At 70.5% G+C, this 23,943-nt stretch carries 21 protein-coding genes; 10 read left to right on the top strand and 11 right to left on the bottom strand.

Going from position 1 to position 23,943, the window contains the following annotated elements; translation table 11 throughout:
* Positions 1–233: 233 nt before the first annotated feature.
* Complete coding sequence (locus ACFXPL_RS19555; RefSeq protein WP_030353248.1) at positions 234–578, top strand: WhiB family transcriptional regulator; 345 nt, start codon at positions 234–236, stop codon at positions 576–578.
* Positions 579–818: 240 nt separating this feature from the next.
* On the opposite strand, the gene ACFXPL_RS19550 is transcribed toward ACFXPL_RS19555, so the two are convergent.
* A complete protein-coding gene (locus ACFXPL_RS19550; protein WP_384920633.1) occupies positions 819–2,243 on the bottom strand; it encodes an ArsA family ATPase in 1,425 nt (474 codons plus the stop codon).
* Positions 2,240–3,205, bottom strand: coding sequence for an ArsA family ATPase (locus ACFXPL_RS19545; protein ID WP_384920630.1), 966 nt, complete (start codon positions 3,203–3,205; stop codon positions 2,240–2,242). Before ACFXPL_RS19545 ends, ACFXPL_RS19550 begins: the two co-directional genes overlap by 4 nt.
* A 71-nt stretch (positions 3,206–3,276) precedes the next feature.
* On the opposite strand from ACFXPL_RS19545, the gene ACFXPL_RS19540 reads away from it, so the two are divergent.
* The 4 genes from ACFXPL_RS19540 (at position 3,277) to ACFXPL_RS19525 (ending at position 6,041) form a co-directional block, all read left to right on the top strand.
* Positions 3,277–3,438 carry a DUF4177 domain-containing protein gene (locus tag ACFXPL_RS19540; RefSeq protein ID WP_329824119.1) on the top strand — a complete coding sequence of 54 codons (162 nt, stop codon included), beginning with the start codon at positions 3,277–3,279 and terminating at the stop codon, positions 3,436–3,438.
* Complete coding sequence (locus tag ACFXPL_RS19535; protein ID WP_384920627.1) at positions 3,435–3,905, top strand: RidA family protein; 471 nt, start codon at positions 3,435–3,437, stop codon at positions 3,903–3,905. Before ACFXPL_RS19540 ends, ACFXPL_RS19535 begins: the two co-directional genes overlap by 4 nt.
* A 217-nt stretch (positions 3,906–4,122) precedes the next feature.
* Positions 4,123–5,187, top strand: coding sequence for an NUDIX hydrolase (locus ACFXPL_RS19530; RefSeq protein ID WP_384920625.1), 1,065 nt, complete (start codon positions 4,123–4,125; stop codon positions 5,185–5,187).
* Positions 5,184–6,041, top strand: coding sequence for an MBL fold metallo-hydrolase (locus ACFXPL_RS19525; RefSeq protein WP_384920622.1), 858 nt, complete (start codon positions 5,184–5,186; stop codon positions 6,039–6,041). The genes ACFXPL_RS19530 and ACFXPL_RS19525 overlap by 4 nt, the downstream gene beginning before the upstream one ends.
* Positions 6,042–6,161: 120 nt before the next feature.
* Here ACFXPL_RS19525 and ACFXPL_RS19520 read toward each other — a convergent pair whose 3' ends face one another.
* A complete protein-coding gene (locus ACFXPL_RS19520; RefSeq protein WP_015034542.1) occupies positions 6,162–6,836 on the bottom strand; it encodes a Crp/Fnr family transcriptional regulator in 675 nt (224 codons plus the stop codon).
* A gap of 352 nt (positions 6,837–7,188) precedes the next feature.
* On the opposite strand from ACFXPL_RS19520, the gene nth reads away from it, so the two are divergent.
* The 3 genes from nth to ACFXPL_RS19505 all read left to right on the top strand — a co-directional run bounded on the left by nth (position 7,189) and on the right by ACFXPL_RS19505 (position 10,214).
* Complete coding sequence (nth, locus tag ACFXPL_RS19515; protein ID WP_384920619.1) at positions 7,189–8,049, top strand: endonuclease III; 861 nt, start codon at positions 7,189–7,191, stop codon at positions 8,047–8,049.
* Positions 8,050–8,241: 192 nt separating this feature from the next.
* Positions 8,242–8,946 carry an NUDIX hydrolase gene (locus ACFXPL_RS19510; RefSeq protein WP_384920616.1) on the top strand — a complete coding sequence of 235 codons (705 nt, stop codon included), beginning with the start codon at positions 8,242–8,244 and terminating at the stop codon, positions 8,944–8,946.
* A 68-nt stretch (positions 8,947–9,014) separates the two neighbouring features.
* Positions 9,015–10,214, top strand: a complete 1,200-nt coding sequence (locus tag ACFXPL_RS19505) for a MarP family serine protease (RefSeq protein ID WP_384920613.1) — start codon at positions 9,015–9,017, stop codon at positions 10,212–10,214.
* A 331-nt stretch (positions 10,215–10,545) separates the two neighbouring features.
* On the opposite strand, the gene ACFXPL_RS19500 is transcribed toward ACFXPL_RS19505, so the two are convergent.
* The 6 genes from ACFXPL_RS19500 to ACFXPL_RS19475 form a co-directional block, all read right to left on the bottom strand.
* The gene (locus tag ACFXPL_RS19500; RefSeq protein ID WP_384920610.1) at positions 10,546–10,725 is read right to left on the bottom strand and encodes a hypothetical protein; all 180 of its coding nucleotides are present in this window, start codon (positions 10,723–10,725) and stop codon (positions 10,546–10,548) included.
* Between the two features lie 164 nt (positions 10,726–10,889).
* Complete coding sequence (locus ACFXPL_RS19495) at positions 10,890–11,885, bottom strand: alpha/beta fold hydrolase (RefSeq protein WP_384920607.1); 996 nt, start codon at positions 11,883–11,885, stop codon at positions 10,890–10,892.
* On the bottom strand, positions 11,882–12,376 hold the full coding sequence (locus ACFXPL_RS19490; RefSeq protein ID WP_384920604.1) for a phage holin family protein: 495 nt from the start codon (positions 12,374–12,376) through the stop codon (positions 11,882–11,884). Before ACFXPL_RS19490 ends, ACFXPL_RS19495 begins: the two co-directional genes overlap by 4 nt.
* 85 nt (positions 12,377–12,461) lie before the next feature.
* Complete coding sequence (gene nhaA / locus ACFXPL_RS19485) at positions 12,462–13,862, bottom strand: Na+/H+ antiporter NhaA (protein WP_384920601.1); 1,401 nt, start codon at positions 13,860–13,862, stop codon at positions 12,462–12,464.
* Positions 13,863–14,046: 184 nt separating this feature from the next.
* Positions 14,047–16,002, bottom strand: a complete 1,956-nt coding sequence (acs, locus tag ACFXPL_RS19480) for an acetate--CoA ligase (protein WP_384920598.1) — start codon at positions 16,000–16,002, stop codon at positions 14,047–14,049.
* 221 nt (positions 16,003–16,223) lie between these two features.
* A complete protein-coding gene (locus ACFXPL_RS19475; protein ID WP_384920595.1) occupies positions 16,224–18,677 on the bottom strand; it encodes a bifunctional SulP family inorganic anion transporter/carbonic anhydrase in 2,454 nt (817 codons plus the stop codon).
* Between the two features lie 258 nt (positions 18,678–18,935).
* On the opposite strand from ACFXPL_RS19475, the gene ACFXPL_RS19470 reads away from it, so the two are divergent.
* Positions 18,936–20,210 (top strand): hypothetical protein, encoded by a 1,275-nt coding sequence (locus tag ACFXPL_RS19470; protein WP_384920592.1) that lies wholly within the window; start codon positions 18,936–18,938, stop codon positions 20,208–20,210.
* 225 nt (positions 20,211–20,435) lie between these two features.
* Here the strand turns inward: ACFXPL_RS19470 and ACFXPL_RS19465 are convergent, their stop codons facing one another.
* Entirely contained in the window at positions 20,436–21,422 is a 987-nt protein-coding gene (locus ACFXPL_RS19465; RefSeq protein ID WP_384920589.1) for an ATP-binding protein, read from the bottom strand.
* A 124-nt stretch (positions 21,423–21,546) separates the two neighbouring features.
* Here ACFXPL_RS19465 and ACFXPL_RS19460 point away from each other — a divergent pair, with 124 nt between their 5' ends.
* Complete coding sequence (locus ACFXPL_RS19460) at positions 21,547–22,485, top strand: oxidoreductase (RefSeq protein WP_384920587.1); 939 nt, start codon at positions 21,547–21,549, stop codon at positions 22,483–22,485.
* 306 nt (positions 22,486–22,791) lie between these two features.
* On the opposite strand, the gene ACFXPL_RS19455 is transcribed toward ACFXPL_RS19460, so the two are convergent.
* The gene (locus ACFXPL_RS19455; protein ID WP_384920584.1) at positions 22,792–23,637 is read right to left on the bottom strand and encodes an HAD family hydrolase; all 846 of its coding nucleotides are present in this window, start codon (positions 23,635–23,637) and stop codon (positions 22,792–22,794) included.
* Between the last annotated feature and the right edge of the window lie 306 nt (positions 23,638–23,943).

The following is a 23,943-nucleotide window of genomic DNA, read 5'->3' as shown; positions in this document are numbered from 1 at the left end:
TGTCCGTTGTGGCTCGACTGAAATAACCCGACTCTTTTGGATTGTTCCTTTATGCCCTGGGGTCACTCCTCTGGGTGATCTGCCGCGTACGCATAGTCCGTTCGGGCCATTCAAGATTGGGCCCGAAGGGGGTGTTGCGCTGTGCCCGCCTTCCGTAACGTCCTCAACTGGCAACGGTGAATATGCCGCTGCCGCCGTGGGGGAGCCTCGATTCGGGAGAGGACGGCGCCGGCATGGGCTGGGTAACCGACTGGAGTGCGCAGGCAGCTTGCCGCACTACCGATCCGGATGAACTGTTCGTACAGGGTGCGGCGCAGAACAGGGCCAAGGCGGTGTGCACCGGATGTCCGGTGCGGACCGAGTGCCTGGCCGACGCGCTGGACAACCGCGTGGAATTCGGCGTGTGGGGCGGGATGACGGAGCGGGAGCGCCGCGCGTTGCTGCGCAGGCGTCCGACCGTCACTTCGTGGCGCAGGCTGCTGGAGACGGCGCGTACGGAGTACGAGCGCAGCGCGGGCCTGTTGCCCGTGGGCTTGGAGGATGACGAGACGTACGAGACCTACGCGGCGGTCGGGTAGATCCCTGGCCGTCCCGGTGCTGGGGCGGATGCGTTTCGGTCCCACCGATTACCGAAACGGACTCCGCCCTGGCCGGGAGCCTGCCGGAAGCGCGCTGGGTGTGACGTGGACGAGCGGCCGCGAGGCAGGACTGATCCTCGTGTCGCACATTGGGGGGCCATACATCCCCGTGGCCTCGCAACAGGTCGTCCACGTACCCCCAGTTCCAGCTCCCCGGCACACCTCTGTGCTCCCAGGTCTTCAGCGTGTCCCTGAGGCGAGACGCTCACCGATCACCCTGAGTCCGGCCAGGTCGTGCACATCACCTGGCAGGGCTCCCACCTCGACCACCGCCACCTCGGGGTGGAGCGAGGTGAAGCGATCGCGCGTGCGCCGCTCACGCGCGAGTACCTGCATGCGCTCGGCGTGGAGATACAGCAGACCCGCGGTGAGCTGTTCCACAGTTGTGACAGAAGCCGCTGCGTCGGCGGTGTCGGAAACGGACACATCGGTCGCGATGTCACCCGGAGTCCGCGAGGTCTCCGGAGTCCGCGGGGCCTCTGGAGTCTCTCGGCTGTCTGATGTGTCGGGGGTCTTTTCGGTCTGGTCCGCGTCGGAAGCCTGCTCGGCCGCTACGGGGGGCTCGACGGCTTCATGAAGTCCGTGCGGCTCGGACGCTTCGGGAGAGGAGCTGTCCGGGGCGGTAGCGCCACTGCCAGCATTCCCCCGTATCCGATCCGCCATGCACCCCTCCTCAAGATTTTCCGCAGCGGCCCGCGCCCGCTCCGCCGACAGCCGGGCCGCCCCGCTGCCGTGGACCCGGTTGAGGACCAGCCCCGCCAGCGGCATCTCCTCGGCCGCCAGCCGCCGCACGAAGTACGCGGCCTCCCGCAGCGCGTCCCGCTCCGGCGCCGCCACCACCAGGAAGGCCGTGCCCGGCGCCTGGAGCAGCCGGTACGTCGCGTCCGCGCGGGTGCGGAAGCCGCCGAACATCGTGTCCATCGCCGCCACGAACGTCTGCACGTCACGGAGGAACTGACCGCCCAGCAGCTTCCCCAGCGTTCCGGTCATCATCGACATACCGACATTCAGGAACTTCATCCCCGCCCGGCCGCCCATTTTCGCCGGGGCCATCAGCAGCCGGATGAACTTCCCGTCGAGGAAGGACCCCAGCCGCTTCGGCGCGTCCAGGAAATCCAGTGCCGAGCGCGACGGCGGGGTGTCGACGATGATCAGGTCCCAGGCGTCGCGGGCCCGTAGCTGCCCCAGCTTCTCCATCGCCATGTACTCCTGCGTGCCGGCGAACCCGGCCGACAGGGACTGGTAGAACGGGTTCTCCAGAATGGCGCGGGCCCGGTCCGCGTCCGCGTGCGCCTCGACGATCTCGTCGAAGGTCCGCTTCATGTCGAGCATCATCGCGTGCAGCTCGCCGGGTCCCTCGACGCCCTTGACCCGCCGCGGCGTGTTGTCCAGCGAGTCGATCCCCATGGACTGGGCCAGCCGGCGCGCCGGGTCGATGGTCAGGACGACGGCCTTGCGGCCACGCTCGGCGGCCCGTACACCGAGGGCCGCCGCGGTCGTCGTCTTGCCGACCCCGCCGGAGCCGCAGCACACGATGATGCGTGTGTCCCGGTCGTCGAGCAGCGGATCGATGTCGAGCGGGGCGGCCGCGGAGTCCAGGGTCATGCGAAGACCTCACCAAGTTTCCGTAGCTCTCCCGCCAGCCGGTAGAGACCGGCGAGGTCCATCCCCTCCCCGATGAGGGGAAGCTCGTACGCGGGCAGCCCCAGCTTGGCGAGCACGGCCCGCTGTTCGCGCTCCAGCTCCACGCGCTGGGCGTGCTCGGCGGCCTGGTCGAGCAGCGGCCCGACCAGCTTCGCCGGCTCGGCCACCCCGGCCGAGGCGAGCGCCTTCGCCACCTCCTCGCGGCGGTCGCCCGCCGCGGCGCGTACGGCCGCCTCGTCCAGGAGATGCGGACGCACCATGTTCACGATCACCTTGCCGACCCGCAGCTCGGCGCCCTTCAGCTCGGCGATGCCGTCCGCGGTCTCCTGAACGGGCATCTCCTCCAGCAGTGTCACGAGATGCACCGCCGTCTCCGGCGACTTCAGGACCCGCATCACCGCCTGCGCCTGATTGTGTATGGGGCCGATCTTCGCCAGCCCCGCCACCTCGTCGTTCACGTTGAGGAAGCGGGTGATGCGGCCGGTGGGCGGCGCGTCCATCACGACATAGTCGTAAGTGAAACGTCCCTGCTTGTCCCGTCGGCGTACGGCCTCGCACGCCTTGCCGGTCAGCAGCACGTCCCGTACGCCGGGCGCGATCGTCGTCGCGAAGTCGATCGCGCCGATCTTCTTGAGCGCCCGGCCCGCGCTGCCGAGCTTGTAGAACATCTGGAGGTAGTCGAGGAGGGCGCGCTCGGCGTCGATGGCCAGCGCGTACACCTCACCGCCGCCCGAGGCGACGGCGATCTTCCGCTCCTCGTAAGGAAGGGCTTCCGTATCGAAAAGCTGTGCGATCCCTTGTCTGCCCTCGACCTCGACGAGAAGAGTGCGTTTGCCCTCCGTCGCGAGGGCGAGCGCGAGGGCGGCGGCGACCGTCGTCTTACCGGTACCGCCCTTGCCGCTGACGACCTGGAGCCTGCTCACGTATTCGAGCCTAACCAGTAAGGCCACGGGCTACGCACGAGGCTGCCACCCGGTACGACTACAGTCGCCCCATGACCAAGTGGGAATACGCGACCGTGCCCCTTCTCGTGCACGCGACCAAGCAGATTCTGGACACCTGGGGCGAGGACGGCTGGGAGCTCGTCCAGGTCGTTCCCGGACCGAACAACCCCGAGCAGTTGGTGGCCTACCTGAAGCGGGAGAAGGGCGTATGAGCGGCACCGTCGACGCCACCCTCGCCGAACTCGGGCTGACGCTGCCCGAGGTCGTACCGCCGCTGGCCGCCTACCAGCCGGCCGTACGGTCCGGTGCGTACGTCTACACCTCGGGCCAGGTCCCGATGGTGGACGGCAAGCTTCCGGTCACCGGCAAGGTGGGCGCCGAGGTCACCGCCGAAGAGGCCAAGGAACTGGCCCGCACCTGCGCGCTCAACGCACTCGCCGCCGTCAAGTCGGTCATCGGCGACCTGGACCGGATCGCGCGCGTGGTGAAGGTCACGGGCTTCGTCGCCTCGGCCGCGGACTTCACCGGACAGCCGGGCGTCATCAACGGCGCGAGCGAGCTGCTGGGCCAGGTCCTCGGCGACAAGGGCGTGCACGCGCGCAGCGCCGTCGGCGTGGCCGTGCTGCCGCTGGACGCGCCGGTCGAGGTCGAGATCCAGGTGGAGCTGACCCAGGACTGAGCGGGCCGGATCCCCGGATCCCGGGGTCCTCGCCCGATGCTGAGAGGTCCCGTCCGGTACGTGTGTACGGCACGTACAGGGCGGGGCCTCTCCGCGTACACGCCCGGACCGCCGGGCCCGTACACCGCCCGGGACCATCCTCGTGACACCGTCCGGGACTTCGGCGCGTGGCCAAGCGCCTCTCGAACATCCTCGCGCCAGCGCATAGCATCCGGCCATGTCCAATGGTCAGTGGTACCCGCCCGAATGGCCCGAGCAGATCCGCGCCCTCGCCGCCGGCGAGATCACCGCGGTGACCCCCCGGCGGGCCGCGACCGTGATGCTCCTGCGCGACGAGCCCGGCGGCCCCGCCGTCCACATGCTGCGCCGCCGTACCTCCATGGCCTTCGCCGCGGGCGCGTACGCCTACCCGGGCGGGGGAGTCGACCCCAGGGACGACGACCGCCTCGTCGGCTGGGCCGGTCCTGGCCGCGACGTATGGGCTCGGCGGCTCGGCGTCGGCCCGGCCGCCGCGCAGGCGATCGTCTGCGCGGCGGTACGGGAGACGTACGAGGAGGCGGGCGTCCTGCTCGCGGGGGAGACCGCGGACACGGTCGTGGGGGACCTCGGCGGATACGACCGGACGGGAGGCGACGACCGTGGTGCCGGTGGTGCCGGTGGTGCCCGTGGCGTCGATGGTGTTCATGGCGCGCGTGACGACGACCGGGACGGCTGGGAGGCCGATCGCGCGGCCCTCGTCGCCCGCGAGCTGTCCTTCGCGGACTTCCTGCACCGGCGCGGGCTGATCCTGCGCAGCGATCTGCTCGGTGCGTGGGCCCGCTGGATCACCCCGGAGTTCGAGCCGCGCCGCTACGACACCTGGTTCTTCGTGGCCACCCTGCCGCCCGGCCAGCGGACCAGGAACGCCTCGACCGAGGCCGACCGTACGGTGTGGATCAGGCCCTCCGAGGCGACGGAGGCCTACGACAGGGGCGAGTTGCTGATGATGCCGCCGACCGTCGCGACACTGCGTCAGCTCCAGCCGTACGGTACGGCCGCCGACGCGCTCGCCGGGGCCGAGGGACGGGACCTGGCGCCCGTCCTGGCCACGGCCCGTCTGGAGGGCGAGGAGCTGGTCCTGAGCTGGCCGGGGCACGACGAGTTCACCAAGCGCGTCGACCCGGCGCCCCCGCACGACCTGAGCGGCGATCCGAGCGGTCCCATCCCCGGTCCCGGTCCCAGCTCCGGCCTCGGCGCCGGCTCCGGCTCCGGCGAGCAGAGCCCGGCCGGAGGCACCCGATGAGCGACGCCGCCGCCGCCCTCCCCGGCCGGCCGCGCGGCGGAGTGCTCTCCGGCCCCGCCACCGCCCGCGCCGTGAACGTCCTCGCCCCGAACCCTTCCCCGATGACGCTCGACGGCACCAACACCTGGATCGTCTCGGAGCCCGGCTCCGATCTGGCGGTCGTGATCGACCCCGGGCCGCTGGACGACGTCCACCTCAAGGCGGTCATCAGCACCGCGGCGAAGGCCGGGAAGCGGATCGCGCTGACCCTGCTCACTCATGGCCATCCGGACCACGCGGACGGCGCCGCCCGCTTCGCCGCCCTGACCCGTACCGAAGTCCGCGCCCTGGATCCGGCCCTGCGGCTCGGTGACGAGGGTCTGGCGGCCGGCGACGTCATCACCACCGGAGGCATGGAGATGCGGGTCGTGCCGACCCCGGGCCACACCTCCGACTCGCTCTGCTTCCACCTGCCCGCCGACCGCGCGGTGTTGACGGGAGACACCGTCCTGGGGCGCGGCACAACGCTCGTCGCGCACCCGGACGGCAGGCTCGGCGACTACCTCGACTCACTGCGCAGGCTGCGCTCGCTCACCGTCGACGACGGCGTCGACACGGTCCTGCCCGGCCACGGCCCGGTCCTGGACGACGCGCAGGGCGCCGTCGAGTTCTATCTTGCCCACCGGGCGAACCGGCTCGCCCAGATCGAGACCGCGGTCGAGAACGGCCACCGCACGCCCGCCGAGGTCGTGGCGCACGTGTACGCGGGGGTGGACCGCTCGCTGTGGCCCGCCGCCGAGCTGTCCGTACGCGCCCAGCTCGACTATCTGCGCGAGCACGGCCTGATTCCGGAACAGCCGGGCATCCCGGATTAGCTGAGCGTCCCGGAGCAGCCGGGCCGTGCCGCGCCCCGGGCGCCCTCGGCACACGCCGACGGGCCCCGCCGTCGTCCGGCGGGGCCCGTCAGCAGCGAGCAGGAAGCCCGTGTCGTGCGCTCAGCGCGAGCGCTTCGCGAGGCGCTCCACGTCCAGCAGGATCACCGCGCGCGCCTCCAGCCGCAGCCAGCCACGCTGGGCGAAGTCGGCGAGCGCCTTGTTGACCGTCTCGCGGGAGGCGCCGACGAGCTGGGCCAGCTCTTCCTGGGTCAGGTCGTGGACGACGTGGATGCCCTCCTCCGACTGCACGCCGAAGCGGCGTGACAGGTCCAGGAGCGCCCGCGCCACACGGCCGGGAACATCGGAGAAGACCAGGTCGGACATCTGGTCGTTCGTCTTGCGCAGCCGTCGCGCGACGGCGCGCAGCAGTGCCGTGGCCACCTCGGGGCGGGCGTTCAGCCAGGGCTGGAGGTCGCCGTGGCCGAGGCCGAGGAGCTTGACCTCGGTGAGCGCGGTCGCGGTGGCCGTGCGCGGGCCCGGGTCGAACAGGGACAGCTCGCCGATCAGCTCGCCGGGGCCGAGCACGGCCAGCATGTTCTCCCGGCCGTCGGGGGAGGTGCGGTGGAGCTTGACCTTGCCTTCGGTGACCACGTAAAGGCGGTCGCCGGGGTCGCCCTCGTGGAACAGCGCGTCACCGCGCGCCAGCGTCGCTTCACTCATCGAGGCGCGGAGCTCCGCTGCCTGCTCGTCATCGAGCGCCGCGAAGAGCGGGGCACGCCGCAGAACGTCGTCCACGTGTTCTCTCCTTGTCGACCTGCTCAGGGAACCGTGGTCCCCACCTGCTCAGAGGACCGTGGTCCCCATGATGCCGTACGTGCTGCTTCTTCTCGGGTGGCTCGGCATCCCGGGCTTTCTCCGCCCTGCTCCGAGCTCCGACTGTTCGAACTGGCTGTTCGAAACCGTGCGATCAGTCACAAGTTTGACGTACGTACGTGCCCCACCGTGCCCCGAGGGCCGATTCGAGTGGTGATCCGCCATGGTCGGGGCGGATGTCGGTGGTGGGCTTTACGCTGGCCGGGTGTCCAACTCGCCGGTGACAGCGCAGGCCAAGGGGGCTGGAAGAGTGTCCGCGGAGCGTAATTCCGCTGTGGGCGAACAGCCTTCGGCGAAACCGAAAAAAGCCACAAAAAGGTCAAAACCCAAGGCTGAGACGCCCGCCGCCGGGGTCAAGGCCGGACAGGAATCGAAACTGGCGATGGTCCGCCGGGCCCGCCGGATCAACCGTGAACTGGCCGAGGTCTATCCGTACGCCCATCCCGAGCTGGATTTCCGGAATCCGTTCGAGCTCCTCGTCGCGACCGTCCTGTCCGCCCAGACGACCGATCTCCGGGTCAATCAGACGACGCCCGCGCTCTTCGCCAGGTACCCGACGCCCGAGGACATGGCCGCGGCCGTGCCGGAGGAGATGGAGGAGGTCATCAGGCCGACGGGCTTCTTCCGCGCCAAGACCAAGTCCCTCATAGGGCTCTCCACCGCGCTCCGTGACCGGTTCGACGGCGAGGTGCCGGGCCGGCTGGCCGATCTGGTGTCGCTGCCCGGCGTCGGCCGCAAGACGGCCAATGTGGTGCTCGGCAACGCGTTCGGTGTCCCTGGCCTGACCGTGGACACGCACTTCGGCCGCCTGGTCCGCCGCTGGAAGTGGACGGAGCAGGAGGATCCGGAGAAGGTCGAGGCGGAGATCGCCGCGATCTTCCCCAAGAGCGAGTGGACGATGCTCTCCCACCGGGTGATCTTCCACGGCCGCCGGGTCTGCCACTCCCGCAAGCCCGCCTGCGGCGCCTGCCCGATCGCGCCGCTCTGCCCCTCGTACGGAGAGGGCGAGACGGACCCGGAGAAGGCGCGCAAGCTTCTCAAGTACGAGTTGGGCGGGTATCCGGGCCAGCGCCTGAGCCCGCCCGCCGGCTACCCGGGCAAGCCGGCCCCGCCCGCGGGCACCGCGCGGGATTGAGCGGCGGGATCGAGCAGCGGAGCGGAATTGAGCAGGCGGAGGAGGTGCGCCGTATGAAGCGCCATATGAAGCGCCGTACGGGATTGCGGGGCACGGCGGGCCGTGGCGGCCGAGCGGGCCGCACGATCGGGTGGAGCCGGACGGGCACGGAACGATCCGGCCGACGGCAGGCGTTGTACGACGGGGGTGCCTATGACGCGCGCTAGAGAGACCTACGACCCATCGGCCGACGGCATCGCCGTCACCACCGAAGGCCTGCCCGACTGGCTGGCGCCCGTCGTCGGCGCGGTCAGGACCGTCCAGGGCGAGCAGCTCAGCCGCTTCCTGCCGCCGGAGAGCGAAGGCGGCCGGCAGTCCGCCGTGCTGATCCTCTTCGGCGAGGGTGACCACGGGCCCGAACTGCTGCTCATGGAGCGCGCCAGCAGCCTCCGCTCGCATCCGGGGCAGCCCGCGTTCCCCGGCGGCGCCCTCGACCCCGGGGACGGCGACCCGGCGACCACCGGCCCGCTGCGCGCGGCCCTGCGGGAGGCCCAGGAGGAGACCGGCCTCGACCCGGCGGGCGTCCAGCTCTTCGGCGTGCTGCCCCGGCTCTACATCCCGGTGAGCGGCTTCGTGGTGACGCCCGTCCTCGGCTGGTGGCGTACCCCGACCCCGGTCGGTGTCGTCGACCCCGCGGAGACGGCCCGGGTCTTCACGGTCCCGGTGGCCGAGCTGACGGACCCGGCCAACCGCGCGATCACCCGCCACCCCCGAGGCCACCAGGGCCCGTCCTTCCTGGTCGAGTCCGCCCTGGTCTGGGGTTTCACCGCCGGCGTGATCGACGGCATCCTGCACCACGCGGGATGGGAGCGGCCGTGGGACCGTTCCCGGCACGTTTCGCTCGACTGGCGTGCATGAAAGGCTGACCCGGTGCCCTGGCCGGGGCCACTGGTGACATCTCCGCGAGGCGAGCGAGGCTACTGACGGTGAACGTGCTGGACATCCTGCTGCTGCTCGCCGCCGTCTGGTTCGCCGTCGTCGGCTACCGCCAGGGGTTCGTCGTCGGCATCCTGTCCGTGGTCGGCTTTCTGGGCGGCGGTCTCGTCGCCGTCTATCTCCTGCCCGTGGTCTGGGCCAAGCTCACGCAGGACTCCGAGGTCTCCACGACGGCCGCCGTCGTCGCGGTCGTCATAGTGATCGTCTGCGCCTCCGTGGGGCAGGCGTTCACCACGCACCTCGGCAACAAACTCCGCCGTTACATCACCTGGTCCCCGGCCAGGGCCCTGGACGCCACCGGCGGCGCGCTGGTCAACGTCGTGGCGATGCTGCTGGTCGCCTGGCTGATCGGTACCGCCCTCGCCGGTACGTCCCTGCCGACGCTCGGCAAGGAGGTCCGCAGCTCGAAGGTGCTCGCCGGTGTCTCCCAGGTCGTGCCCTCGGAGGCGTCGCGCTGGTTCACGGACTTCTCGTCCGTCCTCGCGCAGAACGGCTTCCCGCAGGTCTTCAGCCCGTTCGTCAACGAGCCCATCCCCGACGTCAAGCCCCCGGACCCGGCGCTCGCCGGCAGCCCGGTCGCGGCCCGCGCCCAGAAGTCCATCGTCAAGGTCGTCGGCACGGCCCAGAGCTGCGGCAAGGTCCTCGAAGGCTCAGGCTTCGTCTTCGCCGACCGCCGGGTCATGACCAACGCGCACGTGGTCGGCGGCGTGAGCGAGCCGACGGTCCAGATCGGCGGCGAGGGCAAGCTGTACGACGCCAAGGTCGTCCTCTACGACTGGCGGCGGGACATCGCCGTACTGGACGTGCCCGACCTCCCGGCGACACCGCTCCAGTTCGCCTCCGAGGCCGCGTCCAGCCGGGACGACGCGATCGTCGCCGGCTTCCCGGAGAACGGCGCGTACGACGTCCGCTCCGCACGTGTCCGCGGCACCATCGACGCCAACGGCCCCGACATCTACCGCCGCGGCGAGGTCCAGCGCAGCGTCTACTCGCTCTTCGCGACCGTGCGCCAGGGCAACTCCGGCGGCCCGCTCCTCACCCCCGAGGGCGAGGTGTACGGGGTGATCTTCGCCAGGTCGCTCGACGACGCGCAGACCGGTTACGCGCTGACGGTCGACGAGATCCGCGACGACATCACCCTGGGCCGGACCGCGAACCAGCAGGTCGATACCCAGGGATGCGCGCTCTAGCGAGCCCTGGCGCGGTTGCCCTGGTGCTCCAGCCGTAGGAGCAAGCCGCAGGAGCTGGTGCCGCGGCGGGGCACAGCTTGCCGGGAGGGGTACTAGGGCGTGTTTCGAAAGTCCCGCCTGGCCCGCGACGCCTGGCACGCACGCTCGCTGCGTTGCCGGAGTCGTCCGAGTACGTCCGGGCCGTCGAGGGTGCCGATCCTCCGCCTCGCGATCGCGCTCGGCATCCCAAGGGCAATTCAGTGCGCCGAGACGGAGCGAGCGGAGCGAGTGCAGTGCACCGGACGCCGCAGGCCCGCCCTACGGGCGGACGGCGCTACTTTCGAAACACGCCCTAGGTACGTTGATGGCGCAGCCGGGCCGAGACCCAGCGCGCCCTGCGGCGGAGAATCAGCGAAATGCCGAGCCGGGCATCATGGCGCTGATCATCGGGGCCGCCCCTTCTGTGGGTGATCGGCCCCGAGGCCGAGCGGCGGTTGCGTGCTGCGTCACCGTAGTCGTGCGTCCAGCCCATACCCCGACGTCTGCCCGTGCCCCATGGTCGGTAACCGCGCCGGAGGCGGCCAATCGGCCTATGCGTCCGGCATTTGGCCGTTCGTAGGACAAGCGTTCGTGGCGTTCACCCGATGGAGTGTGCGCCGGTCACTTCGCCGGTCACCGCGACGCTCCACCGGCTCTTCAACGGTCCGGTTCGGGGTCCTTGAGCCAGTTGACGAGCTCCGAGGAGAACGCCGCCGGATCCTCCTCGTGCGGGAAGTGTCCCAGACCGTCGAACAGCCGCCACCGGTACGGAGCCTCCACGTACGCGGCCGACCCGGCCGTGCTGCGCGTACGCATCGCCGGATCGAGTGACCCGTGGAGCTGGAGGGTCGGCACCCGCACGGGCCGTTTCATCCGCCGGTTGAACTGGATGCCGTCCGGGCGCGCCATCGACCGGACCATCCAGCGGTACGGCTCGATCGAGCAGTGCGCCGTGGACGGAATGGCCATCGCGCGCCGGTAGACCCCGATCGCCTCGTCGTCGGGCAGCCGGGGCCCCGACCAGTCCTGGATCAGCCGCCCCACCAGCGCCGCGTCGTCGGCGAGCAGTTGACGCTCCGGCAGCCACGGCCGCTGGAAGCCCCAGATGTACGACCCGGCCCGACTCTGCGAGAAGTCGGAGAGCATCGCCGAGCGCCAGCGGCGTGGGTGCGGCATCGAGGAGACGGCCAGCCGGCGCACCAGCTTGGGTCGCATCACGGCAGCTGTCCAGGCGAGATAGCCGCCCAGGTCATGGCCGACGAGCGCGGCGTCGGGCTCACCGAGGGAGCGCACCACACCGGTGATGTCGAGCGCGAGGTTCGCCGGGTCGTACCCCCGTGGCGTCCGGTCGCTGCCGCCCACCCCCCGCAGATCCATCGCGACCGCCCGGTACCCGGCGTCCGCGAGCGCCGGGAGCTGGTGCCGCCACGTCCACCAGAACTGCGGGAAGCCGTGCAGCAGCAGCACCAGCGGCCCGTCGCCCATCTCGGCGATGTGGAAGCGCGCGCCGTTGGCCGCCACGTCGCGATGGGTCCAGGGCCCGTCGAGGCGTACGGCGGAGCCCGGCGCCGGGGCGGCCCGGTGCGCCGGACCTGGCGAACTCGCCGGGGTCGTACCGGGGGTGACGCCGGGCTCGGAATCAGGGGCGGTCATACGGTCGAGCGTGCCACAGACTTGTAGTCTTCCCCTACCTCGCGCGGGTGAGGCTTCACGTTCTGGAGTACGGCGGCGGTCTGCTTGGCCGAGGCGATGGACTTCTCCGGTGGCTTGACCTTCTTGAACTTCGCGCGGGCGAGAACCGCCAGCAGCCCGGCGATCACCAGGAACGCGGCGCCCACGATCAGGAACGACCAGGCGAGGCCGAGGCCCAGATTGTGGATCCCGTACGCGGCGGCGAAGCTCAGCACCGGCAGCGCGAACAGCGCGAACACCGCCGCGACGCTGATGGCGGCGCCACCGGTGACGCCGCGCTTGATGTCCTGCCGGACCTCCGCCTTGGCCAGGGCGATCTCATCGTGCACCAGCGCGGACATCTCGGCGGTCGCCAAGGCGACAAGCTGACCGATACTGCGGTCCGCACTGCCGGCCTCGACAACGGTGCCGGTCGTGACAGGCTCGGCGACGTGCATGCCGGGGTCGCTCATCGGTGACTCCCTACCTTCTCGCTCTTCTCGTCTGCGGATCGCAGGTCGGTCCGACCGTGCGATCCCAGGTCCGTCGGATGTCCGATCATGCCGGACCGGGGCCGTCATCGCGCGCCGCCCCCGCGTGTTCCGCCAGCCGGCGGTGTTCCGCCGCCTTCGCCTCGTACAGCGCGGCCATGCGCAAGTGGTACCCCGGATCGTCCTGCTCATAGATGTCGGGGATGCCGTCCAGGTCCTCGTCGCGCTCCTCGGCCTCGTACAGCGCACGATACGTACGGACCCGCATCTTCAGCAGGGCGCCCGCCAGAACGGCGGCGATCAGGGAGCCCGTCAGCACCGCGGCCTTCACCTCGTCGGTGAGTACGGGATCGGTGGCGAAGGCCAGTTCGCCGATGAGCAGCGAGACCGTGAAGCCGATCCCGGCGAGCGTCGCTAGGGCGAAGACATCGGGCCAGGCCAGGTCCTTGTTCAGCTCGGCGCGGGTGAACCGTACGGCCAGCCACGTGCCGCCGAAGATGCCGGCGGCCTTGCCGACCACCAGTCCCAGGAGCACGCCGAGGGTCTCCGGCTGGGTGAAGACCCGGCCGAGCGCGTCGCCGGAGACCGGGACGCCCGCCGAGAACAGGGCGAAGAGCGGCACGGCCAGGCCTGCCGAGAGGGGGCGCACCCGGTGCTCGATGCGCTCGCCGGGGGAGCGCTCCTCGCCCTCGCGCCGGGTGCAGCGCAGCATCAGGCCCATCGCGACCCCGGCGATGGTGGCGTGGACGCCGCTGTTGTACATCAGGCCCCAGACGACCAGGGCCAGTGGGACGTACACGTACCAGCCGCGTACCCCTTTCCTCACGAGCAGCCAGAAGACGACGAGACCCGCGAACGCGCCACCGAGCGCCGCGAAGTTCAGGTTGCCGGTGAAGAAGACGGCGATGATCAGGATGGCGAAGAGGTCGTCGACGACGGCGAGGGTGAGGAGGAAGGCGCGGAGCGCCGACGGCAGGGACGTGCCGAGGACCGCGAGGACGGCGAGGGCGAAGGCGATGTCGGTGGCGACGGGCACGGCCCAGCCGCCGAGCGAACCGCCGCCCACCGTGTTGACCAGTACGTACACCAGCGCGGGTGCGACCATCCCGGAGAGCGCCGCGATGACGGGGAGGGCCGCGGCCTTCGGGTCGCGCAGCTCCCCGGCCACCAGCTCGCGCTTGAGTTCGATGCCGGCGACGAAGAAGAAGACGGCCAGCAGGCCGTCGGCCGCCCAGTGCTGAACGGAGAGGTCGAGACCGAGCGCGCCAGGCCCGAAATGGAAGTCCCGTACGGCGTCGTAGGCCCCGCTGAGCGGGGTGTTGGCCCAGACGAGAGCGGCGATGGCGGCCACGAGCAGCAGCACACCGCCGACGGTCTCGGTGCGCAGCGCCTCCGCGACGTAGTTCCGCTCGGGGAGCGAGAGCCGTCCGAGGAACGTGCGTACGGGAGTGGGGGCAGGCGCGGGCATCCGGCGTCCTTCGGTCGGGTCGGCGGGCATGACGTACTCACATGCCGACCAGACTTCCCGGCGCCCCTATGGACTTCGTGTTCATTTGTTGACGCGTTCCGTACCTTACCCGGATGCGTGGAACGGGGCGCCGGCGTGCGGTTCCACGCCGGGCGCCCCGTTCACCGGGCGCGTGCGCCGGTGCTCAGTCCTCGCTGGCCGCGCCGGGCAGCTGGGTCTGGATCAGATCCATGACGGAGGAGTCGGTGAGGGTGGTGACATCGCCGAGCTGGCGGTCCTCGGCGACATCCCGCAGCAGGCGCCGCATGATCTTGCCGGAGCGGGTCTTCGGCAGTTCGGCGACCGGAAGGATCCGCTTGGGCTTGGCGATCGGGCCGAGCACCCCACTGACATGGCTCCGCAACTCGGCCACCAGACCGTCGTCCGCGGAGGCGGTGCCGCGCAGGATCACAAAGGCGACGATGGCCTGGCCGGTGGTCGGGTCGGCGGCGCCGACGACGGCTGCCTCGGCGACCTTGGGGTGTGAGACGAGGGCGGACTCGACCTCGGTCGTCGAGATGTTGTGGCCGGAGACCAGCATGACGTCGTCGACACGGCCCAGCAGCCAGATGTCGCCGTCGTCGTCCTTCTTGGCGCCGTCCCCGGCGAAGTACATGCCCTCGAAGCGCGACCAGTACGTGTCGATGAACCGCTGGTCATCGCCCCAGATGGTGCGCAACATCGACGGCCACGGCTCGGTGAGGACGAGATAGCCGCCGCCCCCGTCGGGCACCTCGCGCGCCTCGTCGTCCACGACCGTGGCGGAGATGCCGGGCAGGGCGCGCTGCGCGGAGCCCGGCTTCGTCGCGGTCACGCCGGGGAGCGGCGAGATCATCATGGCGCCGGTCTCGGTCTGCCACCAGGTGTCCACGATCGGGGTCTTGCCCGCGCCGATGTGCTCGCGGTACCAGATCCACGCCTCGGGGTTGATCGGTTCACCGACGGAGCCCAGCACGCGCAGGGACGACAGGTCGAACTTGGCGGGGATGTCGTCGCCCCACTTCATGAACGTACGGATCGCGGTCGGCGCGGTGTAGAGGATCGTCACCCCGTACTTCTGGACGATCTCCCAGAACCGCCCCTGGTGCGGGGTGTCGGGGGTGCCCTCGTACATCACCTGCGTCGCGCCGTTGGCGAGCGGCCCGTACACGATGTACGAGTGGCCGGTCACCCAGCCGATGTCGGCCGTGCACCAGTACACGTCCGTCTCCGGCTTGAGGTCGAAGACGGCGTGGTGGGTGTAGGCGGCCTGGGTGAGATAGCCGCCCGAGGTGTGCAGGATGCCCTTCGGCTTACCCGTCGTACCGGACGTGTAGAGGATGAAGAGCGGGTGCTCCGCACCGAACGCCTCGGGCGTGTGCTCCGTGGACTGGCGGCCCACGATCTCGTGCCACCACACGTCCCGGGAGTCGTCGAACGCGGTGTCCTGTCCCGTACGGCGCACCACGAGGACGTGCTCGACCTGCGGGCACTTGGCGACGGCCTCGTCGATGGCCGGCTTGAGCGCGGAGGGCTTGCCTCGGCGGTAGCCACCGTCGGAGGTGATGACCAGCTTGGCGTCGGCGTCCTGAATACGGGAGGCGACGGCATCGGCGGAGAAGCCGCCGAAGACCACGGAGTGCGCGGCGCCGATCCGGGCGCAGGCCAGCATAGCGACCGCGGCCTCGGGGATCATCGGCAGATAGACGGCGACCCGGTCCCCCGTGCGGACACCCAGCTCGGTGAGCGCGTTCGCGGCCCGCGACACCTCGTCCTTCAGCTCCGCGTAGGTGAGGGTCCGGCTGTCACCGGGCTCGCCCTCGAAGTGGATCGCCACGCGGTCGCCGTGACCGGCCTCGACATGGCGGTCGACGCAGTTGTAGGCGACATTCAGCTCGCCGTCCGCGAACCACTTCGCGAACGGCGGGTTCGACCAGTCGAGTGTCTCGGTCGGCTCGGTGACCCAGGTGAGCCGCCTCGCCTGCTCGGCCCAGAAGCCAAGCCTGTCCGCCTCGGCCCGCTCGTACGCCTCCGCCGTCACGTTGGCGTGCGCGGCCAGCTCGGCCGGCGGGGTGAACCGCCGCTCCTCTTTGAGAAGATTGGCCAGGCTTTCGTTGCTCACGACATCTCCCTTTCCCAGGGCGTCCTAGCGTCCTATGTGTCCCGGCCCTAGCTCATCAGGCGGATGCCCTGGTGACAAGGGGCTTCCCTTCCGGCACCCGGGCACCGCCCGGCCTCCCGCCCGGTGCCCTGCCGGGCGGGAGCGGCCCGCTTCCCCCGGACGGGTGGGTGGGAAGAGGAGGGAGGGGCCACACAGTCTCACGGATGCGGTACGCGGACGGTTCAGGCGCGCGACTCCTCCCATGCGGTGGGCGCCACCCGGTTGAAGTCTTCTTCGTCCGGGGCGGCGACGGCGCCGGTCCCGACGCCGTCCGCCAGCAGGTACGCCTGTGCCTCGCCGACATGGAAGTACATGCCGTGCAGCTCCAGTCGGCCCTCGGCGAGTCCGCGCGCGACCGCGTCATGGGCCCGGAGATGCTCCAACTGCTGGACCACATTGGTCAGACAGAGCTGCTCGACCACATCGGCCGGCAGCCGCCCCGAGATCCTTGCCCCCGCGTGCTGACGGCTTCTCATCCGCGCCAGACTGGGCTGTCCGTGACGTAGCCAGCGCGCCAGCGGGGTCGGCGGCACCGGGGCGGGCACGGGGTTCTGCTCGGGCGTGTCGAGCAGGGCCAGCATCGCCCCGCACCCCGAATGTCCGCATACGGTGATCGACTCCACGCGCAGCACGTCGACGGCGTATTCGATCGCCGCGGCCACCGAGTCGTCCGCACCGTCCGCCCCCGGCGGCGGAACCAGGTTCCCCACATTCCGTACGGTGAAGAGGTCGCCCGGGCCGCTGGACGTGATCATGCTCGTGACCAGCCGGGAGTCGGCGCAGGTGAGGAAGAGCTGGGAGGGACGCTGGCCCTCGCGCGCCAACCGTGCCAGCTCACCGCGCACCAGCGGGGCCGTGTTGCGTTGGAAGAAGCTGAGCCCGCTGACCAGTTGACGCCCGCCGGGCGACCGGACGGAGACGGAGTCGGAGTCGGGCAGGGGGGCGGCGTGGGAGCGGCCGTCCTCGGTACGGTCCCCTTCGGGGGACGCGCCCCGTGGGGACAGCGACACGGCGGGCGCGGCATCCGGCCGGGGGTCGGCCGGCGCGACGTGGTGCTGGTTGCGCCACGGGGCCCAGGGGCGGCAGCGGACACGCGGCTCACCGGCGGGCGGTTCCGGGATGCCGCCGCCCGCCCGGCCGGTGAACTCCGCCGTACCGCCCTGGGCGACATGCGCGGACCGCCAGTCGTGCAGGGCCTCGTACGCAGCGTGGTCCATGAAGGATCCGTCCAGCTCCACCACGCACCGGGCGTCCGGCGGGACCTGGTGCAGTGTCCGACTCAGTCTCGGAACGGCGAGGAAGGTCAACTGGCCCCTGGCACACACCCGGTGGACGCCGTTCCGCTCCTCCATCGTGATCCGGGTCCTGGTGAGCCGGTGCAGCGAAACCGCCACGGCCACCGCGATGCCGATCACGACCCCTTCCAGTACGCCGACGATCACCACGGAGGTCAGGGTCACCGCGTACACCAGCAGTTCGCGGTTCCGCCGCACGCTGCGCAGATGCGTGATGTTCACCATCTGCACCCCGACGACCATCACCAGCGCGGCCAGGGCCGCCAGCGGGATCAGATCGAGCACCGGAACGAGCAGCAACGCCGCCACCGCGACCCACAGGCCGTGCAGCATTGTCGAATCCCGGCTCACACCACCGGCGGCGACATTGGCGGCGCTGCGCACGGCGACCCCGGTGACCGGGAGCCCGCCGAGCGCGCCGGAGACCACGTTCCCCGCACCCTGTCCGGCCAGCTCCCGGTCGAGGCGGGCGCGCGGGATCCGGATGCCCGGCGTCTTGCGCGCGGCCACCAGCTTGTCCACGGCGACCGCGGACAGGAGCGATTCGACGCTGCCGACCAGAGTGATCGTGAGGACGGCGGCGAGCAGCCCGAGCGCAGGCCCCTCGGGCAGCTCGGGCAGGGCATGGCTGCTCCAGGACGGCAGGTCGACCCGCTCCAGGCGCAGCCCGACGAGAGCCGCCGCCGTGGTGGAGAGGGTCACCGCGGCGAGAGCGGCCGGGATCTTCCGTACGGTCCGGCCCGTGCGCCCCGGGACGCGCGGCCAGAGGAGCAGCACCGCGACGGTCACGGCGCTCACGGAGAGGGCGCCCGGGTGCAGATGGGCCAACTGGGTCGGCAGCCCTCTCACATTGGCGACGGCGGAGCTCTGCGGCGAACCGCCGAGGACGATGTGGAGCTGGGCGAGGGCGATCGTGACGCCGATCCCCGCGAGCATGCCGTGCACGATCGCCGGACTGACGGCGAGTGCCGAGCGGGCCACCCGCAGCGCCGCGAGGCCGAGTTGGGCGAGACCGGCGCAGATGGTGATGGCGCAGGTGGTGCGCCAGCCGTATCGCTGGATCACATCGGCCGTGACGACGGTGAGTCCGGCCGCCGGCCCACTGACCTGGAGCGGGGCGCCGCCCAGCCGGCCGACGACCAGCCCGCCGACCGCGGCGGCCACCAGGCCCGCCTGGAGCGGCGCGCCGGTGGCGAGCGCGATGCCCAGGGAGAGCGGCAGCGCGATCAGGAAGACGGAGATCGACGCGGAGAGATCGGCCCCCGCGATCCGGAATCCGCGGCCGCCAGGCGGGGTGGGGCGGGTCGGGCGGTCGGTGTGAGTGGGTACGCCGGCAGTCATATTTCCCGTCCCCTCCGGGCGGCTGGCGGATGCGTTATCTCAACTCTTGGTAAATGGATCGTAACGGAGAGTAAAGATCAAGACATGATATTTCGGGCAAATGGGCTAGCCGTTCACCCAGGATGATGATTAGTCATTTTGTACGGCTTGTCGTTTCTTCTTCTGATCAGTCTCGGTGCGAGGTTGTCGGCGCTCGACGCCGCGCCGGCAGTCGCCGCTCGGCACTTCGGTACTGAATCTGAAGGAAGAGGTGGGCGGATGCTGGCCGCCACAAAACGAATTTCCTTCGGCGCTGCTGCCATGGCGCTCGCCGTCGGCCTCGCCGGATGCTCCGGTGCTCAGGACGCCAAGCAGGAAACGTCGAAGGGCTCAAAGGCGGCGAAGGAGGCGCCGGGGGCACCCGCTGCCGTACGGCTCATCGGTGACGGCTCGACCGCGTTCACCGGCCTCCAGCCTCACCTCGACAAGCCGCAGCGGCTGAAGCCCGGCCAGAAGCCTCCGCAGTTCGTGGTGTTCTCCTGGGACGGCGCAGGCGAGGACAGCCAGCAGCTCTTCTCGTACTTCCGGGAGCTGTCCAAGAAGTACGGCGCGAAGATGACGTACTTCCTGAGCGGCGTCTACCTGCTCCCCGAGGAGAAGGCCAAGCAGTACGACCCGCCGAAGCACACCGTCGGCACATCCGACATCGGCTTCAACGACACCGAGGGAATCAAGGACACCCTGCGGGAGGTGCGCGCCGCCTGGAGCGAGGGCAACGAGATCGGCACCCACTTCAACGGCCACTTCTGCGGCAAGAACGGCGGCGTCGGCACCTGGTCCGTCGACGAGTGGAAGAGCGAGATCACCCAGGCCAAGTCGTTCGTGAAGGGCTGGAAGACCAACGCGGGCCTCCAGAGCGAGGCCCCGCTGCCCTTCGACTACGACAAGGAATTGATCGGCGCCCGCACCCCGTGCCTGGAGGGGCAGAAGAACGCGATGCGCGCGGGCAAGGCGATGGGCTTCCGCTACGACTCCAGCGGCATCGGCAACCAGGTCTGGCCGAAGAGGAAGGAGGGGCTGTGGGACATCCCGCTCCAGCTCGTCCCGGTGCCCGGCCGCGAGTTCGAGACGCTCTCGATGGACTACAACTTCATGTACAACCAGTCGGGGGAGTCGAGCGGCGACGAGTCGCAGCACGCGTACTGGGGCAACCAGATGCGTGACGGCCTGCTCCAGGCGTTCGACCGCGCCTACCAGGGCAACCGCGCCCCGCTGATCATCGGCAACCACTTCGAGTCCTGGAACGGGGGCACGTACATGCGCGCCGTCGAGGACACCATCAAGACGGTCTGCCCCCAGAAGGACGTACGGTGCGTGACCTTCCGCCAGCTTGTTGACTGGCTGGACGCGCAGGACCCGGCGACCCTGGAGAAGCTTCGGGGCCTCGGCGTGGGCGAGGCCCCGAAGGGCGGCTGGCCGGCCTACACGTCGACCCCGCCGAACTCCGCTTCCCCGGCCGACTCGGCCTCCCCGGCGGTGGCAGCGAAGCACTGAGCTGCTCCGGGGCCGGAACGTCGCTGGGCGGACGGACTCTCGTCAGGAGGGCCGGGCGGGGCGGGTGCTTCGCTGAGGACGACGGCGGGGTCCGGTCGACCTGGGATGCCGGGCGGATTCCTCTTCACGCGCCCCTCGCACCGGTCGGCGCCGGGGCGCCTCCCGGGCTTCGGCGCGCTGCGCCGGACTCCGTCCGCCGGTGGGCGCGATCGGCGTGTGTCCCGGTCAGGACGGCTGAGGCAGGGCGAGTGCTTCGCTGAGGACGAAGGCGGGGTCGACCTGGGATGCCAGGTCGACGCCCGTCTTCGCGTTGCCCCAGCTCTCGGCGTTCCTGAGGTGGAAATGGACCATCTGCCGTGTGTAGCGCTCCCAGTCGCGCAGCTCGTACGAGTCCTCCGCCGTGTCCTGCAGTGTCTGGAGGGCGCAGCGGTTGTCCGCCTCCAGCAGTTCGAACCGGGAGGGCCGGCCCTTCTCCATCGCCCGGACCCATTCGGAGTGGCCGACCGTGACGAGCAGGTCCTCGCCCACCTCGTCGCGGAGGAATTCCACGTCGTCGCGGCCTTGGACCTTGTTGCCGACGACCTTCAGCGAGACGCCGAAGTCCCGCGCGTACTCCTTGTACTGGCGGTACACCGACACGCCCTTGCGGGTCGGCTCGGCCACCAAAAACGTCATGTCGAACCGGGTGAACATCCCGGAGGCGAACGAGTCGGAACCGGCCGTCATGTCGACGACCACGTACTCGTGGGGCCCGTCGACGAGATGGTTCAGGCACAGCTCGACCGCGCCGACCTTCGAGTGGTAGCAGGCCACCCCCAGATCGGATTCCGAGAACGGGCCGGTGGCCATCAGTCGGATCTCGCCGTCGTCGAGAGCCACGGGGCGGGCGCACGCGTCGTACACGGGGTTGTTCTCGCAGACCCGCAGCAGCCGTGAGCCCTCACCCGGCGGCGTCGTCTTGATCATCGCGTCCACCGAGGCGATCCGCGGATTGGTGCCCCGCAGATACTCCTTGATCAGCGGGAGATGCGCCCCCATCGCGGGCAGCGTCGCGGCCGTTGTCTCGTCAAGGCCGAGCGCGGCCCCGAGATGCTGGTTGATATCGGCGTCCACCGCGACGACGGGGGCTTCATTGGCGGTCAGGTGGCGGATGAAGAGCGAGGACAGCGTCGTCTTGCCGCTGCCGCCCTTCCCCACGAAAGCGATCTTCATGTTCACGTAGGGTAGCGGTAATTTCGCTCCAGGTGATGGGCTCGTGTGGAGAAGACCACTCCCTCGTGTGGAGAAGACCACTCCAAGGTGGGGCGCGCGCACGGGGCGCGTAGCCTCGCTGCCTATGAGTACGACAGCCCCTGACGCCTCCTCCGCGCCGCGGCCGGAGGACCCCCTGGCCACCCTGGCCGCCCTGCCGGGCGTTCCCGGCGCGGTGGAATCCGTACGCAAGGCCGTCGACCGGGTCTACGGCCACCGTGTGATGCGGCGTCGCAGCGCCGAGGTCACGTCCGAGGCGGCCCTGCGGGCGGCGCGGGGGTCCGCCGCGCTGTCCGGGGCGGACTGGGCGCTCGAAGAGGTGCGCCGGCGCAGCGACTTCGGCTCCGACGCCGAGGCCCGTACGGTCGGTGCCGCTCTGCGGCTGAACGCCGAGGCAGGCCAACTGCTCTCCGTCTGGTCGCAGTCGCCGCTCCGGGTGCTGGCCCGGCTGCACCTGGTGGCGGCCGGTGGCGCCGGAGTGTCCGACCGCACCGTGGGTCGGCCCCGGCTGGCGGGCGAGCCGGTCGTGGAAGCGCCTGGAGCTGTCGCCGGGGCTCCGGCGCCCGGAGCCCCGCCTGCCAAGGAGATGGCGGCCGAGGAGGCTCCGGCCCGGGTGCCGTTGGCCGGGACGCCACTGCCGGACGCCGACGAGGTCGCCGCCCGGCTGGACGGGCTGGCTCGGCTGGTGATCGCGACCAGCGCCGCGCCCGCGCTGGTGACCGCCGCGGTGGTGCACGGCGAACTGCTGGCACTGCGCCCCTTCGGCTCGTACAACGGCCTGGTGGCGCGGGCGGCCGAGCGCGTCGTGCTGATCGGCAGCGGTCTCGACCCCAAGTCGATCTGTCCGGCGGAGGTCGGTCACGCGGAGCTGGGGCGCGCGGCGTACGCGGCTGCCTTCGACGGCTATCTCTCCGGGACCCCCGAGGGGATGGTGGCGTGGATCACGCACTGCGGTCGCGCGGTCGAGCTGGGGGTGCGGGAGTCGACGGCCGTCTGCGAGGCGCTCCAGCGAGGCGCGGCCTGAAGCCCGTCCCGGACGAAGTTGCGGCGGCGCCGTAGGGGCACCGCCGCTGGCATGTCCACCGGGTTACCAGGCGTCCTCGTGTGTTCGCCCATCAGGTCGGGTGCTTTGCCCGTCACCTGGTGCGGCTGGCCCGTAATCGACGGGTCGACGTCGCGTGGGTGCCCAGCTTCCATGCTCGGTCCGTGGGGCCTGGTGCGTATAAAAGGTGATCCTCTCGGATGTCCTTGGTCTCGCGGGCCGTTGACTCCTTTCTACTCCTGTCCGCCAGGATGCGGAACCCCCGGCCCCACTTCTTTACTTTTAGGTTCAAACACGGGCAAAGAGAGCGGATTGGCGACGCCTGCTCGCGTACCAGACCAGCCCGGCCGTCGCCGCTGCCGCGCCCACCGCCGCCGCGGCGACCAGCGCGGGGCGGGGAGGCATGGAGAAGGCGGGCAGCCGTTGCTTCAACCGGACGGGCCGGTTGAAGACGAGAACCGGCCATTCGCGTGCCACCGCCTCGCGCCGCAGCGCCCGGTCCGGATTGACGGCGAAGGGGTGACCGACCGATTCGAGCATCGGTACATCGGTGAAAGAGTCGCTGTACGCGTAACAGCGGGCCAGGTCGTACCCCTCGGACGCGGCGAGCGTCCTGACCGCCTCCGCCTTGGTCGGCCCGTACGCGTAGTACTCCACCTCGCCGGTGAAGCAGCCGTCGGCACCGACGACCATTCGGGTGGCCACGACCCGGTCGGCGCCCAGCAGCTCGCCGATGGGCTCGACGACCTCCGCGCCCGAGGTGGAGACGATCACCACGTCGCGGCCGGCGGTGTGGTGCTCCTCGATGAGGGAGGCCGCCTCGTCGTAGATGATCGGGTCGATCAGATCGTGCAGGGTCTCCGCGACGATCTCCCTGACCTGCTGGACGTTCCAGCCTTTGCAGAGCGCGGAAAGGTACTCCCGCATCCGCTCCATCTGATCGTGATCCGCGCCCCCGGCGAGGAAGACGAACTGTGCGTACGCGGTGCGCAGCACGGCGCGGCGGTTGATCAGGCCGCCTTGGTAGAAGGACTTGCTGAAGGTCAACGTCGAGGACTTCGCAATGACCGTCTTGTCCAGGTCAAAGAAGGCTGCTGTGCGAGGCAAGGAGTGGTTTTCCACGAGGTCGAGCATATGCGCCCACCATTCGGCGTAAGGTGCGGCGCGTGGGTTTGCCTGAGAAGCCTCTCGGGTACACCATGGAAGTCACGGATCGTTCGCGACCGTGCTAACCCGGTCCGGCTCCTCCCCCCCCCGAGTCGGCCCTGGGGACGACCCCCGCTCTCCCCCCCGGCGGGGGTCGTCGCATGTCCGGACGCGTTTTTGGCTCTCGTGCCACGGCGTCCCCCTCTCTTTGATCTCTCTGCGCGGCGACCTCGCGATCAGCATGCTCGTCACGTTGTGTAGTCGATGCACTCCGCTCCGAAAGTCACCGGTATG

This window comes from Streptomyces sp. NPDC059092, assembly GCF_042756365.1.
In the GTDB taxonomy this organism is placed as follows: domain Bacteria; phylum Actinomycetota; class Actinomycetes; order Streptomycetales; family Streptomycetaceae; genus Streptomyces.
The sequence above is the reverse complement of the archived record's forward strand: the minus strand, read 5'-3'. Positions and strand labels throughout refer to the sequence as shown.

What these genes read in the sequence shown, in the direction of transcription:
- ACFXPL_RS19555 (WP_030353248.1), top strand. Translation starts at nt 234, where the DNA reads ATGGGCTGGGTAACCGACTGGAGTGCGCAGGCAGCTTGCCGCACTACC.
- ACFXPL_RS19460 (WP_384920587.1), top strand. Translation starts at nt 21,547, where the DNA reads ATGAGTACGACAGCCCCTGACGCCTCCTCCGCGCCGCGGCCGGAGGAC.
- ACFXPL_RS19465 (WP_384920589.1), bottom strand. Translation starts at nt 21,422, where the DNA reads ATGAAGATCGCTTTCGTGGGGAAGGGCGGCAGCGGCAAGACGACGCTG.
- ACFXPL_RS19535 (WP_384920627.1), top strand. Translation starts at nt 3,435, where the DNA reads ATGAGCGGCACCGTCGACGCCACCCTCGCCGAACTCGGGCTGACGCTG.
- ACFXPL_RS19510 (WP_384920616.1), top strand. Translation starts at nt 8,242, where the DNA reads ATGACGCGCGCTAGAGAGACCTACGACCCATCGGCCGACGGCATCGCC.
- ACFXPL_RS19470 (WP_384920592.1), top strand. Translation starts at nt 18,936, where the DNA reads ATGCTGGCCGCCACAAAACGAATTTCCTTCGGCGCTGCTGCCATGGCG.
- ACFXPL_RS19495 (WP_384920607.1), bottom strand. Translation starts at nt 11,885, where the DNA reads ATGACCGCCCCTGATTCCGAGCCCGGCGTCACCCCCGGTACGACCCCG.
- ACFXPL_RS19550 (WP_384920633.1), bottom strand. Translation starts at nt 2,243, where the DNA reads ATGACCCTGGACTCCGCGGCCGCCCCGCTCGACATCGATCCGCTGCTC.
- ACFXPL_RS19530 (WP_384920625.1), top strand. Translation starts at nt 4,123, where the DNA reads ATGTCCAATGGTCAGTGGTACCCGCCCGAATGGCCCGAGCAGATCCGC.
- ACFXPL_RS19525 (WP_384920622.1), top strand. Translation starts at nt 5,184, where the DNA reads ATGAGCGACGCCGCCGCCGCCCTCCCCGGCCGGCCGCGCGGCGGAGTG.
- ACFXPL_RS19540 (WP_329824119.1), top strand. Translation starts at nt 3,277, where the DNA reads ATGACCAAGTGGGAATACGCGACCGTGCCCCTTCTCGTGCACGCGACC.
- nhaA (WP_384920601.1), bottom strand. Translation starts at nt 13,862, where the DNA reads ATGCCCGCGCCTGCCCCCACTCCCGTACGCACGTTCCTCGGACGGCTC.
- ACFXPL_RS19475 (WP_384920595.1), bottom strand. Translation starts at nt 18,677, where the DNA reads ATGACTGCCGGCGTACCCACTCACACCGACCGCCCGACCCGCCCCACC.
- ACFXPL_RS19490 (WP_384920604.1), bottom strand. Translation starts at nt 12,376, where the DNA reads ATGAGCGACCCCGGCATGCACGTCGCCGAGCCTGTCACGACCGGCACC.
- ACFXPL_RS19455 (WP_384920584.1), bottom strand. Translation starts at nt 23,637, where the DNA reads ATGCTCGACCTCGTGGAAAACCACTCCTTGCCTCGCACAGCAGCCTTC.
- ACFXPL_RS19500 (WP_384920610.1), bottom strand. Translation starts at nt 10,725, where the DNA reads ATGGGCTGGACGCACGACTACGGTGACGCAGCACGCAACCGCCGCTCG.